Raw genomic sequence first — 16,202 nt, 5'->3', positions numbered from 1 at the left:
ACTTTATCTCCTCCCATATTTTCGAAAGATGTAATATAATCCGCCAAGTACTCCAATTATTATAAGGATTGCAACTACACCCCACAAAGTGGACGTTTCAACAGATACACGGAACGTCGCTTTTGAAGAAGTTTCAGCTGCTGATGCAGTAAATTCAGTGACATAGTCTCCTGCAATTGCTTCATCAGGAGCAATAATGGTCGCCTTAATGGTCTTAGAATCTCCAGGCTTAAGCTCAGCTATAGAACTAGAATCGAATTCAGTTTCCCAATTTGGAGGTGTGTTGGACGTAATATTTACATCAACTAAAGGAGCTGTTCCAGTATTTGTGATTACAAGATCAATGACTCGGTCATTACCTGCTGTTATATCTGTACTTAGATTTCCAGTTGGTGTACTGATTTCTATTCCATAAGAACCTGTTATAACTGCTTCTAATAGTAAATCTGCCGAGGTAGTACTTGTTGAGGCACTTATTGGAATCTTATAAGTTCCCGCTTTTACATCTTCAGGAGGAGTAACCTCAACGGTAACATCTTTTGTCTCATTGGGTTCAATTGTGATGGAAGAAATGGCGTCCGACCCTGTTTTAAATCGAACTCCCCATCCTTTCTCTACTGTTGAATTTAGCGCATAATTTTGTTGTTCTGCAGTACGATTTCGTAACTTTACCGTATAGGTGAAATTTGAATCGGCATGACCTTGTAAATTTTTTTGATCAGATGTTAGCTCGGATTCAAAGGAACCTTGTTCAGTTAGCGTTATAAGCAATGGTAATCTACTTTTGTTACCCTCGTCAGAAGCAACTAAGGAAAAACGATAATCAGCCTTTTTTGCATCTAATGGGACAATAATATCAACATTCACTGTTTCCTCACTATTTCCTTTCACGGAAAGTTCACGGATATTTCTTCCACCTGATGCAATGGTATAGTCCCATCCTTCCGGCATGTTTTCAAATTCAAAAGACATGTTTTGAATAGTTGAACCAGTATTGATTACATCAATGGAATAAGAAATCGTTTCACCGGGAGTTGCCGAAATTCCCGTGAAAGGAGTAAATAAGGAAATATTTTCGGCAGCATGAACTTTTTCAACACTTAAGATTGACAAAGTAACTACAAAAATTGAAATAATCCGAATAAACATTGGCTTCATTTTCTTACCTCCTACATTTTTTCATCCTTGATACGAGAAAAATAGATAAATGGATTTATCTTTTTGAAAAAAGTTTGTAAAATTTATTTAAAAGATAATCAGAGGCGATTTTTATGGACCAAAATCAGGAAAGCATTGAATTATTGCAAAACATTCTAAATGGTTCTCGCGAAGCTTTTGACCTTTTTTATGAAAAGCATTATTCGTTTGTGTACAATATTGCATTACACATAGTAGGGGACCATAAAGAGGCAGAGGATGTAAGTCATGATGTGTTTCTAGAGGTTTTTCAAAAAATAAGACAATACAATTCTTCTAAAGGGAGTGTAAGAGCATGGCTAGCAATAAAAACAAAAAGTCGTTCACTGGACCGATTGCGAAAAAATAAGCCTTTCCTAATCAACCGATTAGAAGACATTTTAACGAAAAAAGAAAAAGGGGCCGATCTTCAATTTCTTTCAGAGTTACAAAAAAGCATTATTATTGAAGCATTAAATCATCTTCCAGATGAACAAAGGGAAGCCCTTATTAGGTCCTATTTTCAGGGAGAAACTCATAAAGAGATTGCGGACTCGATGGAAAAACCATTAGGGTCAATTAAATCATTAATTCGCTATGGGATTAACAATCTTAGAAAGCAGAAGCCGCTAATAAGGTGGATGGAATCTAGTGGTGGTGATAATAATAATGGGTAAACATGTTGCAGAGCAAAAATTAATAGACTTTACATTAGGCCAACTAAATGAATTGGAATCCAATGTAGTTAAACTACATATGGAACAATGTCCCCGTTGTCATGAAAGAATGAATCATTGGGCTAAAATAGTATCAGTTGAAACAAATTTAGCTACATTTACTCTAGATAAAAAAGAAGATGTTTGGAAAAAAATTCAACAAAATATAGAGGGGAAGAAGAAACGACAATCAAACATGTTTCTTAAATTCTGTAGTGTGGCAGCGAGTGCAGTTCTATTAATAGGCTTGGCAAACCTATATTCTATTAATAATAAGCTTACAATGGAAGATTTACAGGAACAACCTGCTACAACTTTCTTAGAAAATCCAGATACGAGGCAGTTTAATATTGTACCTCTTTCTCAAAGAGATAACATAAATGGCGGAATTTGGATTAATAACGTTACGAAAGAGTTGCTTATTGAAATCAATGGGCTGGCAAATTTGGAAAGTCAAGATCACCAATTGTGGATTATTTATAAAAATGAAGATATGCAAGGTGCCATAATACCAACTAAAAATGGTTCGTCGAAAATGTATATGCAAGGGATGGATATCAATGAATTTAAAATGATTAAAGCAAGTGTTGAGCCCAAAGGTGGAAGCCTCTATCCAACTGGACCAGAAACTTTTTTAGTAGAAATAAAAGACTAAAATGCAAAAAAAGATAGGTGAGATGTAATATGGGAACTTTATGGACGGGTGAACGAATATACACAATGGAACGAGAACAAAATGTGGTTGAAGCTGTATTTGTAGAAGATGGGATCGTCATTGCTACCGGTTTTAAGGATGAATTAGAGAATAACTATAATTCTCTAATTACAAAAAGAATGGACCTAAAAGGAAATACGATGTTTCCGGGGTTTGTAGATAGCCATATGCACCTCATCGGCCATGGCGAAAAGCTGTTAAAGCTCGATTTTTCTAACATGACATCTTCCACGCAAATTTCGAACGCCATTCAAGAATATATAAAAGATAAGCCAGCAGGCCAATGGATTATTGGGGAAGGGTGGAATGAAAACCAACTTCCTGATCGAAAGATTTTCCATAGAAGCGAACTCGATGAACTTGCACCTAATTATCCGCTCATGTTAAAAAGGATTTGCAGACATGCTGTTGTTGTAAATACAAAGGCATTAGAATTGGCAGGCATTACAGACGATACGCCAAATCCTGAAGGTGGAGTAATTGTAAGGGATCTTAATGGAAATGCTACAGGCTACTTGTTAGATCAAGCACAGGAGCTTGTTAAAAAAGTAATTCCAGAGGTAACCGAAGAATACATTCAAAATGCGCTTCATGTGTCAATTGAAGATTGTCTTCGAGTAGGTCTTGTTGGTGGACATACGGAGGATTTGAATTATTATGGCGGATTTTTACGTACCTATAAAGCATTTCAAAAAATAATTAATGAAGACAATTGTAAATTTCGTGCAAATCTTTTAGTACATCATGAGGTAGTTGAAGATATGCACCATTTAGGGTATAAATTTGGCGAGATGGAAGATTTACTAGAATTAGGTGCAATGAAAATTTTTGCCGATGGGTCTCTCGGAGGCAGAACGGCATTGCTCAGTCATCCGTATAATGATTCACCTGATACGTCTGGAGTAGCCATCCACCCACCTGATGAACTCAAAGCACTTGTTCAAAAGGCCAGACGTTATAAAATGCCAGTTGCTGTACATGCAATAGGAGACCTCGCGTTTGAATATGTGCTAAATGCGATAGAAGAATTTCCGCCATTTGGAAATCAACGAGACCGTCTGATACATGCTCAAATTTTGAGGAAAGAGTTAATCGAGCGAGCAAAACAATTACCACTTATTCTCGATATTCAGCCAAGATTTGTCGTTTCAGATTTTCCATGGGTAGTTGAAAGAATTGGTGAAGCGAATATGAAAAATTGTTATGCATGGAAGACTTTGTTGCGGGAAGGCCTTTATTGTGCAGGAGGATCTGATGCACCGATTGAACCGATTGATCCCCTTTTAGGTATTCATGCAGCCGTTACAAGACAGAAACCTGGCGAAGAAGAGGTATACATGCCTGAACAAAGGATTTCCGTCTACGAGGCTGTTCAGTTGTTTACAACGGGAAGTGCTTATGCTATTGGAAAAGAGAACAGTCTGGGAAAAATAGCTCCAGGGTTTAAAGCGGATTTTACAATTCTAGATAAAGATCTTTTTCAAATCAATGAAGATGAAATTCTGAATACAAATGTAATGATGACAGTAGTTGATGATACTGTAATGTATGAACGTTAAGCAAAAAGACCAAGTGGTAAACTTGGTCTTTTAGATTACTTTCTTGTCTGGTTCTAGGCGCGCCTTGCACAATCCTTACAAAAAAGTTCGTTTTACTTTTTCCCAGAAAGAATTATCTTTTAATTTTACAGTTTTAATTCTTTTCTCACTTAACTTAATATCAATTTGCTTTACATTACGGATGCTAAGTGCTTCATTGTCCATCCCAATGGTAGGAAAGTCGTTTCCATCCTGAACATCACGTAATGTTAATTTTCTGGTTCCGCTTAAAATAAATGGAGAATCGAGGGTTCGATATTGATTTGTATTTAATGATGCAAGTTCAGTAACTTGCATACAAGGAAGCAGTGGGTCCACAACAGCCCCTCTCACTGATTTATTATAAGCTGTACTTCCAGTTGGGGTCGAAATAATCATGCCATCACCACGGAATGTTTCGAAATGCAAATCATCAATATAGACTTCTAAAACCAAGGTTTTAATGATAGCTGAACGAATCGAGCATTCATTCAAACAATAAAAGGATGGGTTGTTATCCACTTTCACTTCAATGATTGGGTATCTGCGAACTTCGACTTTTTCATGTAACATTGCTTCAACCATCTTGTCAGTCTCATCGGCATGGAAATCACAATAAAGGTTTAATGCGCCAGTTGTAGAGATTCCAACATAAAGACAGTCCTGGCGGAAGTTTGTTTTGCGAACGGCTTGTAGGAAAGTCCCATCTCCTCCTATACTGACAATAATGTTAGCCTTATCAGCGTCATCTACAACTGTAAATTGATGCTCTTTCGCAAGTTGATGTAGTTGTTCAACATATTCAATTAGTTTATCTTCTTTTCTATAAAAGAAATAGAGATTTCGACGTTCCATTTTAATCTCCTCCTGATTTTTTAAAATGAAATGGTATAAACTATTAAAACTATTATGTGACTTTATTTTAAGTTTATCAATTAAATGAAACTATTTTGGTTCTGATTCGTATTTATTTTTGAACAAACTTTAAACTTTATTCGATGGGGGTGGGACCCCCATCGAATAAAGTTTAAGCCTCCGGCGGATGCCACAGATTTTCAAAGGAAACTTTTCGAGCATGAGATCAAAGACTAAAAACGCCACATCCTGTGGCAACGTCTTTGTGACCCACCTCATGTGGGCCTAAAAAATCTGGGCACAAATACGCCAAGGCACATTTGATACAGTATCCATCATGTAGGAGGAAAAAGAAATGAATGGGAAACGGTGGGCAGCATTAGGTATTGCTGCAGTCATATTTGTATTTTCAATCTTTTTTAATTTCGCAACAAATTTAGCCTCGAAAAACTTCAGTAGTCTATCAGATGAATTTCTAGCAACTTCAAATGAAGATTTTCTCGAAAATGTAGTAATCGAAGGTAAAGGCATGGATAAGATTCTCGTATTATCTGTTAATGGAGTCATCCAGGATACAGGTGAAGACGTAACTTCTTTCTTCCAAACAGCCGGTTATCAACACCAGACATTCTTAAAAATGATTGAAAAGGCGGAAAAGGACAATACAGTGAAGGGAATTATCCTTAAAGTGAATTCACCTGGTGGCGGTGTTGTTGAAAGTGCGGAAATACATAAAAAGTTGACAGACCTAAAAGAAAAAACGGATAAACCAATTTACGTGTCAATGGGAGCGATGGCAGCTTCTGGCGGCTATTATATTTCTGCCCCAGCAGACAAAATTTTTGCTACTCCCGACACCATGACAGGTTCACTTGGAGTGATCATGCAAGGGATTAATTATAGCGGGCTAGCTGAAAAATATGGTGTGAAATTTGAAACCATTAAAAGTGGTCCTTACAAGGATATCATGTCTCCAAGCAGAGAAATGACAGAAGAAGAAAGAAACATTATGCAAACGATGGTCAATAATGCCTATCAAGGATTTGTGAATGTAATCGCAGATGGACGTAATATGTCTGAGGATGAGGTTCGTCGTATTGCAGACGGACGAATCTATGATGGGAGACAAGCCAAGGAAAACCATCTAATTGATGAACTAGGGTATTTTGAAGATACGGTTGAAGCCATGAAACAAGATTTCGATCTTGGAAATATCAAAGTTGTCGAGTATGAAACTAATTTTGGTTTTGGCTCCCTCTTTTCGATGAGTGCGAAAAAAATGTTCAATGATGACATCGAAATGGCAACTTTAGTTCATCTCTTATCACAGCCAAATTCACCTAGAATGATGTACTTGTACGCGGAATAGGGGGGACTAAATTGAATATGGATCTAACACATGGAGGAGTTCGGGACAGTCATTATGTTCACGATCATACAGATCGGCCAGTCATTCAAGACAAGCCGAGCTATGTTGGCTTTTGGATGCGGTTTTGGGCCTATTTATTAGACTTAGTTGTGATTGGAAGTATAAATCGTATCTTAATCTATCCAGCCTTCCGAGCCCTAGACATACCATTATCTGAAAGTCATATATTTAGTGCGACATCAATTGCAACTGCTGTTGTCTTTTATTTATATTTCATATTGATGACGAAATTTTTTAACCAAACATTAGGAAAAATGGTGTTTGGGATAAAGGTTGTTTCTCTAGACGGAAAAGCCCTCAGCTGGGTGACAGTTCTCTTTAGGGAGTTCATTGGCCGATATATTTCAAAGCTCTTTTTCATCGGCTATATCATCGTCGCTTTTCTACCAAAAAAACAAGGAATTCATGATCTTTTATCTGATACAACTGTCATACATGCGAAGAAGTAAGGGTGTCCTCTGGGCACTCTTTTTTTATCGAGAAATATTACCAAAGATACCCTTTTTGTGTATTTTTTTCAAGATGGTAGGTGATAATGAAACATTGAAAGGATGTGAGTGTTGTGAAGTGGTTATTATTCATTTTATTATTTCTGGTCCTCCTTATCCTTCTTATTATGATAACAAGACTAACCATTTTTATCGAAGCAAATCACTCACAGGACGATGACCATATTAAGATCAGATTCAGTATTTGGTTTGGGCTGATAAGATATACCATTAATGTCCCTATGGTAGCAGTTGACAATGAATCGCCAAGCGTCGTGTTCAAGAAGGAGAAAAAAGGAAATGTCGCCAAAGATGAGAAAAAGAAAAAGGAGAAATTCTCTGTACATAATTTAATGGATAATCTCCATGATACTAAAGTAATCATTCAACGTGTCATTGATGTAGTACCAATACTTAAGAGCTTTTTAAAGAAAATTACTGTTTCAAAATTTGAATGGCATTCCCATATCGGGGTGGGAGATGCTGCCAATACTGGAATGATCACGGGGCTTGGATGGTCTATTAAAGGGACAATTGTCGGAGTGATGAGCCATTATTTCAGCCTAAAAACCCCTCCTGATTATTCCATCACACCCTCATTTCAGGTAGCCGTATCCGAAACTAGGCTAAGATGCATGATTCATTTTCGAATCGGGTATGCTATGGTTGCTGGAATCAAAGCAATTAAAAGATGGCGAGGGGGTCTACCGAAATTTAAGTCCCAGACCCTTTCAAAGCTTAATGATGCCGATTCGGATAAAAAATCAGTTTAGATTGTCGGGAGGAATGTATGATGTCTGATCATCCAATACAGGGTTTAATGAAGACCGCAATGGAAAATTTAAAACAAATGATCGATGTGAATACAATCATCGGAGACCCTGTTGAAACGCCTGATGGGAGCGTTATTTTAACTGTTTCAAAAGTTGGCTTTGGATTTGCTGCAGGTGGTAGTGAATTCAAGGGACAAGGTGAGGGTGGAAAAGATAGTGGTAGCGGTAGTAGTGGAGAACAACAACAACAACAGCAACAAGGGTCTAATCTCCCATTTGGTGGAGGTAGTGGTGGCGGAGTTTCAATTACACCAATCGCTTTTTTAATTGTTAGTTCAAATGGTGTTAAAATGCTTCATCTGGATGAAAGCACTCATTTATTTGAAAAACTACTTGAACTTGCACCACAGGCTGTTGATAAAATCCAACAAATGATGAAAAAGAATAATCAAGATCAGCAAAATCAACAGAAACAACAGGATTTTGATATATAAAAATTGGTAGAGAGTTAGCTGTCTTACAGTTGACTCTTTTTTACTTTAATCAGCCGCAAACCTAGCTGATTAAAGTAAGCCTCCGGCGGAGACATGCGATTTTCAAAGGTAATTTTTCGAGAGTGGGATCAAAGACTAAGAGCGCCACTTCCTGTGGCAACGTCTTTGTGACTCACCTCCTGTGGGCCAAAAATCTGGCGCAAATACGCTAAAGCGTATTTGCTTTTCTTTTTCATTCGAATTCATTGCAATCCTTTTGAATTAAAGATATCATTTACACTGTACATATAATTTAAAGGAGGATTTTGGAAAAATGGCAAATATCACATTTAAAAACAATCCAGTCACTTTATTGGGCAATGAAGTAAAAGTTGGGGACAAGGCTCCAGATTTTACTGTATTAGCAAATGATTTAACACCAGTCACACTTGCAGACTCAAAGGATTCTGTACGTTTAATAAGTGTTGTACCGTCACTAGATACAGGTGTTTGTGATGCACAAACTCGTCGTTTTAACGAAGAAGCTGCTGGTTTAGGTAATGTTAAGATCTTAACCATAAGTGTTGATTTGCCATTTGCACAAAAGCGTTGGTGTGGTGCAAACGGTATTGAGAATGTTCAAACTCTTTCTGACCATCGTGATCTATCTTTCGGAGAAGCATATGGTGTAGCTATTCAAGAACTACGTTTATTAGCTCGTGCCGTATTCGTCGTTGACAGCAGTGATACAGTAACATATGTAGAATACGTAAGCGAAGCAACAAATCATCCAAATTATGAAGCAGCATTAGAAGCAGCAAAAGCAGCTAAGTAACATAGAAAAGCGCAAGCGCCTAATGTAGTTAAGTTAAGGGAATCCCAATCTAAATTGGGGTTCTTTTTTTAACTTTGTTGAACTACTTCACTATTTCTTTTAAAATAAAAGGATATGTTAAGTGTACGAAAGGGAGAAAAAAAATGGCACAAATATCAGCAGTTGAAAAACTATTTACCGTTATCGACAATACAGCAACAATACTTAAAGAAGAATTAGCATGTACATATTTAGAGGCAGTTGCAGAAACGGGAGAAAACCTATTTCAAAACACCATCCTACAAGAAGAATTAAGTGAACTATCCAAAAAGCGTATCGAAAAAGAATATACCCATGTCAAACTAGATCAATATGCAGTTGAAGAAATTCGCAAGTCCTATCAGCTTGCTGCTTTAAAAGGAATGAAAGAAGCCACACAGGCAAACCATGAAATGACACCAGACGCCATTTCTATCTTTATGGGATACCTTGTTTCAAAATTCACTGAAGGTTGGAAAGGATTCAGCATTTTTGATCCGGCTGTTGGTACCGCAAATCTCTTAACAACTGTACTCAACCAAAATCAATCGAAAGAAATTGACGCATTTGGGATTGATGTCGATGACCTTTTAATTAAAGTGGCATATGTTAGTGCGAATCTACAACGGCATTCCATCCAATTTTATAACCAGGATAGTCTACAGCCACTATATATAGACCCTATGGACGTAGTTGTCAGTGATTTGCCTGTCGGCTATTATCCAAATGATTTAGGAGCAGCGAGTTTTGAACTTCACGCTAAAAAAGGTCATTCATACGCTCACCATCTTTTTATTGAACAAAGCCTTAAATATACAAAAGAGGGTGGTTATTTATTTTTCCTTGTTCCAAATCACTTATTTACAAGTGAGTATGCAAAGGAATTAAATTCATTTCTTAAAGAGCATGCTTATATCCAAGGAATGATTCAACTCCCACTTACGTTGTTTAAAAATGAAAAGTACGCGAAAAGTATTTTTATGATCCAGAAAAAAGGACCTAATGTCAAGGCGCCTAAGCAAGCCCTGCTTGCCAACCTGCCAAAGCTTTCAAACCAAACAGCAATGGCAGGAATTATCAAACAAATCGATGATTGGTTTAAGCAAGAGAAATATTAATTGTAGATAAGGAGATCCAAGCGGGTCTCTTTTTTATTGTGATTAGCAACTACTTTAGGATTTTCTTAGGTTTATAGCGCTTTCCATTATCTGAATATAAGAACATTATGGCGAAAACGGTACCAAACCGGCGAACTCCTTGAAAAGTTTTTGTACCGATGTTTAAATGAAAATGGCATCAATGAAACTGTGTCGTTTTGCATAGAATAATGTAGAACAAAATTTTACATATAATAGTGATTTAAACAAAGGAGCGGACGATATGTCGAAAATCATTGCGATAAATGCAGGAAGCTCTTCACTAAAATTTCAATTGTTTGAAATGCCGAGTGAGGAAGTTATTACGAAAGGAATCTTTGAAAGAATTGGACTTGAAAGAGGAGTTTTTACAATTTCAGTTAATGATGAGAAGATAACAACAGAAACTGAACTTCCTGATCATGCTATTGCAGTTAAAATATTACTAGATAAACTAACTGAATTAGGCATCATAAAATCCTTAGATGAAATTGAGGGAATTGGGCATCGTGTTGTACACGGTGGTGAATCATTTGCTGATTCAGTTGTGATTAATGATGAAGTTTTAGCAGAAATAGAAAAGCTATCGGAATTGGCACCATTGCATAATCCAGCTAATGTTACTGGAATCAGAGCCTTTTATAAAGCATTACCAAATGTTCCAGCAGTAGCCGTTTTTGACACAGCCTTCCACCAAACAATGCCTGAAAAGTCATTTTTATATAGTCTGCCTTACGACTATTATAAAGACTTCGGGATTAGAAAGTATGGTTTCCACGGAACATCCCATAAATATGTATCACAACGTGCAGCTGAACTTTTAGGCAGACCGTTAGAAGAGCTTCGCCTATTATCATGTCATCTAGGAAATGGTGCAAGTATTGCTGCAATTGAAGGCGGAAAATCAATTGATACATCCATGGGCTTTACACCACTTGCTGGAGTAACGATGGGAACACGTTCTGGTAATATTGACCCTGCGTTGATTCCATTTATCATGGAGAAAACAGGGAAAACAGCAGATGAAGTGTTAAATGTGTTAAACAAAGAAAGTGGAATGCTAGGTGTTTCTGGATTCTCAAGTGACTTGCGTGATATTCAGGAGCAAGCGGACCAAGGAAACAATCGTGCTGAATTAGCTCTTGAAGTTTTTGCTAGCAGAATCCATAAATACATTGGATCATATGCAGCACGTATGCATGGTGTGGATGCAATCATTTTCACAGCAGGTATTGGTGAAAACAGTGACACAATTCGTGCAAGAGTATTAACTGGTTTAGAATTCATGGGCGTATATTGGGATCCAATTCTAAATAAGGTAAGGGGGAAGGAAGCATTTATTAGCTATCCGCACTCACCTGTAAAAGTTATTATCATTCCTACTGATGAGGAAGTTATGATCGCCCGCGATGTCATGCGTTTAACAAAATAAAGATTGATGGACAAACTCTCTGAGGGTTTGTCTTTTTTATTACCTATTCTTGCAATATGATATAATACACATAGTCAAAGTTGGAAACGGAGGATGAATATGGATTTTACAGAACGGGAACGACAAGTTTTAACAGATATTGAAAAATGGTCAGCCCAAATGCATCATGAACAAACGGATTTTGAAATGACCTACGACAAATGGCTTGAAAACTCGTTAAGTCTTATTCCAGAGAATATCCGGACCGAGTTCTTTTCAAAACTAGATAATTGGCTATTTCATTTACATGCGATCCTTCAAGGCTCACAATTTCAAGTGGACGCAAGAGAACGATTAATCGGTTCGGCACGAATCTTTAAACAAGACATAGATGACATTTCGGATTTGAAAGAACTCACAATCGATGAGCTTACATACCTCGCTGAAAATCAGATAGCGAAGCATCACCTTTATTCATTTGCCCACGGAGGCTTGTCAGGTACTGGGGGATTATTGCTGCTTGGAACGGATATACCAGCGATTACAATCCTAAATCTTCGCATTGTCCAATTAATTGCGATGACATATGGGTATGAAGTAAATACACCATATGAAATGATGACATCATTAAAGGTATTCCATGCGGCGACATTGCCAAAACGGATGCGCTATCAAGGATGGGAAGCTCTTATTAGGGATGCGGATGGAAACAATCAAAACCAATATTTTTACAATGGGTCAGAGGAGTTAACCGATGAAACTTGGCTTGAGTTGCCTTTAAAACATATAGTAAAAGCAATCGCCATTTCAGTTTTACGTAAGCGAATGATTCAAGGGATTCCTCTTATTAGTATGGCAATTGGTGCTGGAATGAATTATCAACTTACAAGGCAGGTCAGCGACTTTGCCCATAATTATTACCGTTTTCGTTTCTTGAATGAAAAGGAGTCATAAGATATGAGTGTGCAAGAACACAAGCAAACAACACCAACCTCTGTCACATGCAAAGTTATTACAATAAGTGACACTAGAACAAAAGAAACAGATAAAAGTGGCCAACTAATGATTACTCTTCTTGAAGAATATGGCTTCAAAGTATTAGACTATAAAATAGTGAAGGATGAGGAAGTTCATATTGAAAAAGCTATACGTGAAGGCTGTGAACACGAAGAAATTGATGTTGTTCTAACGAATGGAGGCACTGGCATTGCTAAACGTGATGTGACCATTGAGACCGTTTCAAAATTGTTAGATAAAGAAATCGTTGGATTCGGGGAATTGTTTCGAATGCTAAGCTATACGGAGGATATTGGGTCGGCCGCGATTCTTTCAAGAGCCATAGCAGGCGTTAGTAATGATACGGCCATATTTTCAACACCAGGTTCTTCTGGAGCAGTAAAGCTTGCAATGAAAAAATTAATTTTACCTGAACTTGGTCATGTTGTTAGGGAAATAAACAAGGATATTAAAAAAGTCTAATCGTTGAGATTAGACTTTTTCTATTGGTGTATTTTCGTTGATATACCTTGATTCATTCTGTACCAAATCCATAAATCATTGATGATGGAGGCACATTCTGAAATTTCGTTGTTTAGTTCACAGGAACGTACAAAATCAGGCTCATTGCTTAGTTGTTCTTGTTTTTTATTAATAACGGTTTCAATTTCTGAAATGCGATCAGGGATATGCCCCCTGATTTTTTCCCATTGAAACAATATATATTGCTGGGCTTCCTCAGAATACTCTTCCCACTCCTTTTCTAAATAAGGAAGTAGAATTCCAAGTCGCTCATCAAAAAGAAAGTAATCCCCCATCATTACCACTCCTAGTAAGTCTTGCTCCTATTCTACATGACCGGGTAGCTATTATCTATGAAAAAAGTTTTTTTATTTTTCTTTTAGTTTGCTATTGAAAAATGTAGAAAGAGTTGCTAAAGTAATACATTATAAATGTATAAATATAAAAGTATATGAATTATTATTCGAAAGGGAGATACAGATGAGCAAAAATAAAGTGGTTTTAGCCTATTCAGGTGGTCTTGATACAAGTGTTGCTGTTAAATGGTTACAGGAGCAAGGGTATGATGTCGTTGCTTGTTGTTTAGATGTTGGAGAAGGCAAGGACTTAGGGTTTATTAAAGAAAAGGCAATTACAGTGGGTGCTGTATCTTCATATGTCATTGATGCGAAAGAAGAATTTGCAAATGAATTTGCGCTTGCCGCTTTACAAGCACATACACTTTACGAAGGGAAATATCCGTTAGTGTCAGCATTATCTCGTCCATTAATCGCAAAAAAATTAGTTGAGGTGGCGGAAGCAGAAAATGCAGTTGCAGTTGCACACGGCTGTACTGGAAAAGGAAATGATCAGGTTCGCTTTGAGGTTTCAATTAAGGCATTAAATCCTAATCTTGAAGTTTTAGCACCAGTTCGTGAATGGAGCTGGTCACGTGAAGAAGAAATCGAATATGCGAAACAACATAATATTCCGATTCCAATTAACTTGGATAGTCCATTTTCAATTGACCAAAATCTTTGGGGACGCAGTAATGAGTGTGGTATTTTAGAAGATCCATGGGCTGCTCCACCAGAAGAAGCATATGAATTAACAGCATCTCTTGAAGAATCGCCAAACACACCTGACATAATTGAAATTGGTTTTGAACAAGGTGTACCAAAAACAATCAATGGTCAGCAATATCCATTATCTGAACTAATTCTTGAATTAAACCAAATTGCTGGAAAACACGGGGTGGGTCGTATCGACCATGTCGAAAACCGACTTGTTGGGATTAAATCTCGTGAAGTTTATGAGTGCCCTGGTGCAATGACGTTAATAACAGCACATAAGGAACTCGAAGATCTTACACTTGTAAAAGAAGTGGCACATTTCAAACCAGTTATCGAGCAAAAGTTAACTGAATTAATTTACAATGGATTATGGTTCTCACCATTAAAGGATGCATTACTTGGCTTCTTAAAAGAAACACAGAAAAATGTCAATGGGACAGTTCGTGTAAAACTCTTTAAAGGGCATGCAATTGTGGAAGGACGTAAATCGGATAATTCATTGTACGATGAAAAGCTTGCGACTTATACGTCAGATGATGAATTTGATCATAATGCTGCAGTTGGTTTCATTTCATTATGGGGCTTACCAACAAAGGTGAATAGTATCGTAAATAATAGCAAGAAGGTAGAAGTATGAAAAAGCTTTGGGGAGGAAGATTCACCAAAAGTGCTGAAGCATGGGTAGATGAGTTCGGTGCATCGATCTCCTTTGATCAGGAACTGGTGAAGGAAGATATTGAAGGAAGCATTGCCCATGTAACCATGCTTGGTAAATGCGGAATACTTTCAACGGAAGAAACAGATACAATTAAGTTAGGGTTACTTACCTTATTAGAAAAAGCCAAAAATGGTGAATTAGAATATTCTGTTGCAAATGAAGATATTCATTTAAATATCGAAAAAATGCTTATTGACGAGATTGGGCAGGTCGGTGGTAAGCTTCATACAGGGCGAAGTAGAAATGACCAAGTTGCAACAGATATGCATTTATACTTGCGTCAACAAGTCATTGAAATCATCGATCTCGTTGAAGAACTACAGGATGCAATCGTGGAACAAGCAGAACTCCATGTTGAAACAATAGCGCCTGGATATACACATTTACAGAGGGCACAGCCCATTTCATTTGCCCATCATTTGTTGGCCTATTATTGGATGCTTGAACGCGATAAGGAGCGTTTAACAGACTCATTAAAAAGAATCAATATGTCACCATTAGGAGCGGGAGCCTTAGCAGGCACTACTTTTCCTATCGACCGTTACTACAGTGCAGAGCTTTTAGGCTTTGAAAAGATTTATGAAAATAGTATTGATGCTGTTAGTGATCGAGATTTTATCGTCGAGTTTTTAAGCAATGGCTCGATGATTATGATGCATCTTTCGCGTTTTTGCGAAGAGTTAATTCTCTGGTCTTCTCAAGAATTTAATTTTATTGAGATGGATGATACTTTTGCAACGGGAAGCAGTATTATGCCACAAAAGAAAAACCCTGATATGGCTGAGTTGATCCGCGGTAAAACAGGTAGAGTTTATGGAAATCTCTTTGGCTTATTAACTGTCCTTAAAGGAACACCACTTGCGTACAACAAAGATATGCAAGAAGACAAAGAAGGCATGTTTGATACTGTGAAGACGGTAAAAGGATCCTTGAAGATTTTTGCTGGAATGGTGTCAACTATGAAGGTGAAAAAAGAAGTGATGGCAACCGCTGTTAAAAAGGATTTCTCAAATGCGACAGAGCTTGCGGATTATTTAGCCTTAAAAGGACTACCGTTTAGAGAAGCTCATGAAGTGGTTGGAAAGCTAGTGCTAATTTGTATTGAACGCGGTGTCTTTTTAGGAGATTTACCTCTTGAAGTGTTTAAAGAATCATCTGCACTCTTTGATGAAGACATTTATGAAGTGTTATTACCTGCAACTGCTGTAGCTCGTCGTAAGAGTGCAGGAGGAACAGGATTTGATGAAGTATACAAGGTTTTACAGCAAATAAAACAAACAAAAAAATCGTGATTGCTCACGATTTTTTTGTT

Annotated in this window: 17 protein-coding genes; 14 read left to right on the top strand and 3 right to left on the bottom strand. The window is 37.3% G+C overall.

Annotation, left to right across the window (positions count from 1 at the left end; genetic code table 11):
* Positions 1-3: 3 nt before the first annotated feature.
* Positions 4-1,158: a COG1470 family protein gene (locus E1I69_RS02830; protein ID WP_242634523.1), complete on the bottom strand. Its 1,155-nt coding sequence runs from the start codon at positions 1,156-1,158 to the stop codon at positions 4-6.
* A 113-nt stretch (positions 1,159-1,271) separates the two neighbouring features.
* Between E1I69_RS02830 and E1I69_RS02825 the strand changes: the two genes are divergently transcribed.
* From E1I69_RS02825 to E1I69_RS02815, 3 genes are read left to right on the top strand one after another with little or no spacing between them, the layout of a single operon-like run.
* A complete protein-coding gene (locus tag E1I69_RS02825) occupies positions 1,272-1,853 on the top strand; it encodes an RNA polymerase sigma factor (RefSeq protein ID WP_136378121.1) in 582 nt (193 codons plus the stop codon).
* Positions 1,846-2,547, top strand: a complete 702-nt coding sequence (locus E1I69_RS02820; protein WP_136378120.1) for an anti-sigma factor — start codon at positions 1,846-1,848, stop codon at positions 2,545-2,547. Before E1I69_RS02825 ends, E1I69_RS02820 begins: the two co-directional genes overlap by 8 nt.
* Positions 2,548-2,576: 29 nt before the next feature.
* On the top strand, positions 2,577-4,166 hold the full coding sequence (locus tag E1I69_RS02815; RefSeq protein ID WP_136378119.1) for an amidohydrolase: 1,590 nt from the start codon (positions 2,577-2,579) through the stop codon (positions 4,164-4,166).
* 75 nt (positions 4,167-4,241) lie between these two features.
* Here the strand turns inward: E1I69_RS02815 and E1I69_RS02810 are convergent, their stop codons facing one another.
* Positions 4,242-5,066 (bottom strand): NAD kinase, encoded by an 825-nt coding sequence (locus tag E1I69_RS02810; RefSeq protein ID WP_347561766.1) that lies wholly within the window; start codon positions 5,064-5,066, stop codon positions 4,242-4,244.
* A gap of 328 nt (positions 5,067-5,394) precedes the next feature.
* Here E1I69_RS02810 and sppA point away from each other — a divergent pair, with 328 nt between their 5' ends.
* From sppA to E1I69_RS02765, 9 genes are all read left to right on the top strand, one after another.
* A complete protein-coding gene (sppA, locus tag E1I69_RS02805; RefSeq protein WP_136378117.1) occupies positions 5,395-6,408 on the top strand; it encodes a signal peptide peptidase SppA in 1,014 nt (337 codons plus the stop codon).
* Between the two features lie 17 nt (positions 6,409-6,425).
* A complete protein-coding gene (locus tag E1I69_RS02800) occupies positions 6,426-6,917 on the top strand; it encodes an RDD family protein (RefSeq protein ID WP_136378211.1) in 492 nt (163 codons plus the stop codon).
* Positions 6,918-7,030: 113 nt separating this feature from the next.
* A complete protein-coding gene (locus E1I69_RS24905) occupies positions 7,031-7,729 on the top strand; it encodes a DUF2953 domain-containing protein (protein WP_242634521.1) in 699 nt (232 codons plus the stop codon).
* 20 nt (positions 7,730-7,749) lie between these two features.
* On the top strand, positions 7,750-8,223 hold the full coding sequence (gene ytfJ / locus E1I69_RS02790; RefSeq protein WP_136378116.1) for a GerW family sporulation protein: 474 nt from the start codon (positions 7,750-7,752) through the stop codon (positions 8,221-8,223).
* Positions 8,224-8,536: 313 nt separating this feature from the next.
* On the top strand, positions 8,537-9,037 hold the full coding sequence (gene tpx / locus E1I69_RS02785; RefSeq protein ID WP_136378115.1) for a thiol peroxidase: 501 nt from the start codon (positions 8,537-8,539) through the stop codon (positions 9,035-9,037).
* 143 nt (positions 9,038-9,180) lie between these two features.
* Positions 9,181-10,173, top strand: coding sequence for a class I SAM-dependent methyltransferase (locus E1I69_RS02780; RefSeq protein ID WP_136378114.1), 993 nt, complete (start codon positions 9,181-9,183; stop codon positions 10,171-10,173).
* A 262-nt stretch (positions 10,174-10,435) separates the two neighbouring features.
* Positions 10,436-11,623, top strand: a complete 1,188-nt coding sequence (locus E1I69_RS02775; protein WP_136378113.1) for an acetate kinase — start codon at positions 10,436-10,438, stop codon at positions 11,621-11,623.
* A gap of 99 nt (positions 11,624-11,722) precedes the next feature.
* Complete coding sequence (locus tag E1I69_RS02770) at positions 11,723-12,556, top strand: EcsC family protein (protein WP_136378112.1); 834 nt, start codon at positions 11,723-11,725, stop codon at positions 12,554-12,556.
* A gap of 3 nt (positions 12,557-12,559) precedes the next feature.
* A complete protein-coding gene (locus E1I69_RS02765) occupies positions 12,560-13,081 on the top strand; it encodes a MogA/MoaB family molybdenum cofactor biosynthesis protein (protein ID WP_136378111.1) in 522 nt (173 codons plus the stop codon).
* Positions 13,082-13,101: 20 nt separating this feature from the next.
* On the opposite strand, the gene E1I69_RS02760 is transcribed toward E1I69_RS02765, so the two are convergent.
* Positions 13,102-13,416, bottom strand: coding sequence for a hypothetical protein (locus E1I69_RS02760; RefSeq protein WP_136378110.1), 315 nt, complete (start codon positions 13,414-13,416; stop codon positions 13,102-13,104).
* Between the two features lie 184 nt (positions 13,417-13,600).
* Between E1I69_RS02760 and E1I69_RS02755 the strand changes: the two genes are divergently transcribed.
* Positions 13,601-14,809, top strand: a complete 1,209-nt coding sequence (locus E1I69_RS02755) for an argininosuccinate synthase (RefSeq protein WP_136378109.1) — start codon at positions 13,601-13,603, stop codon at positions 14,807-14,809.
* Complete coding sequence (argH, locus tag E1I69_RS02750) at positions 14,806-16,182, top strand: argininosuccinate lyase (protein WP_136378108.1); 1,377 nt, start codon at positions 14,806-14,808, stop codon at positions 16,180-16,182. The genes E1I69_RS02755 and argH overlap by 4 nt, the downstream gene beginning before the upstream one ends.
* Positions 16,183-16,202: the final 20 nt, after the last annotated feature.

The organism is Bacillus timonensis (assembly GCF_004799755.1).
In the GTDB taxonomy this organism is placed as follows: Bacteria; Bacillota; Bacilli; order Bacillales; family Bacillaceae_L; genus Ferdinandcohnia; species Ferdinandcohnia timonensis_A.
Note: the sequence above shows the minus strand (reverse complement) of the source record. Positions and strands in the feature narration are given on the sequence as shown.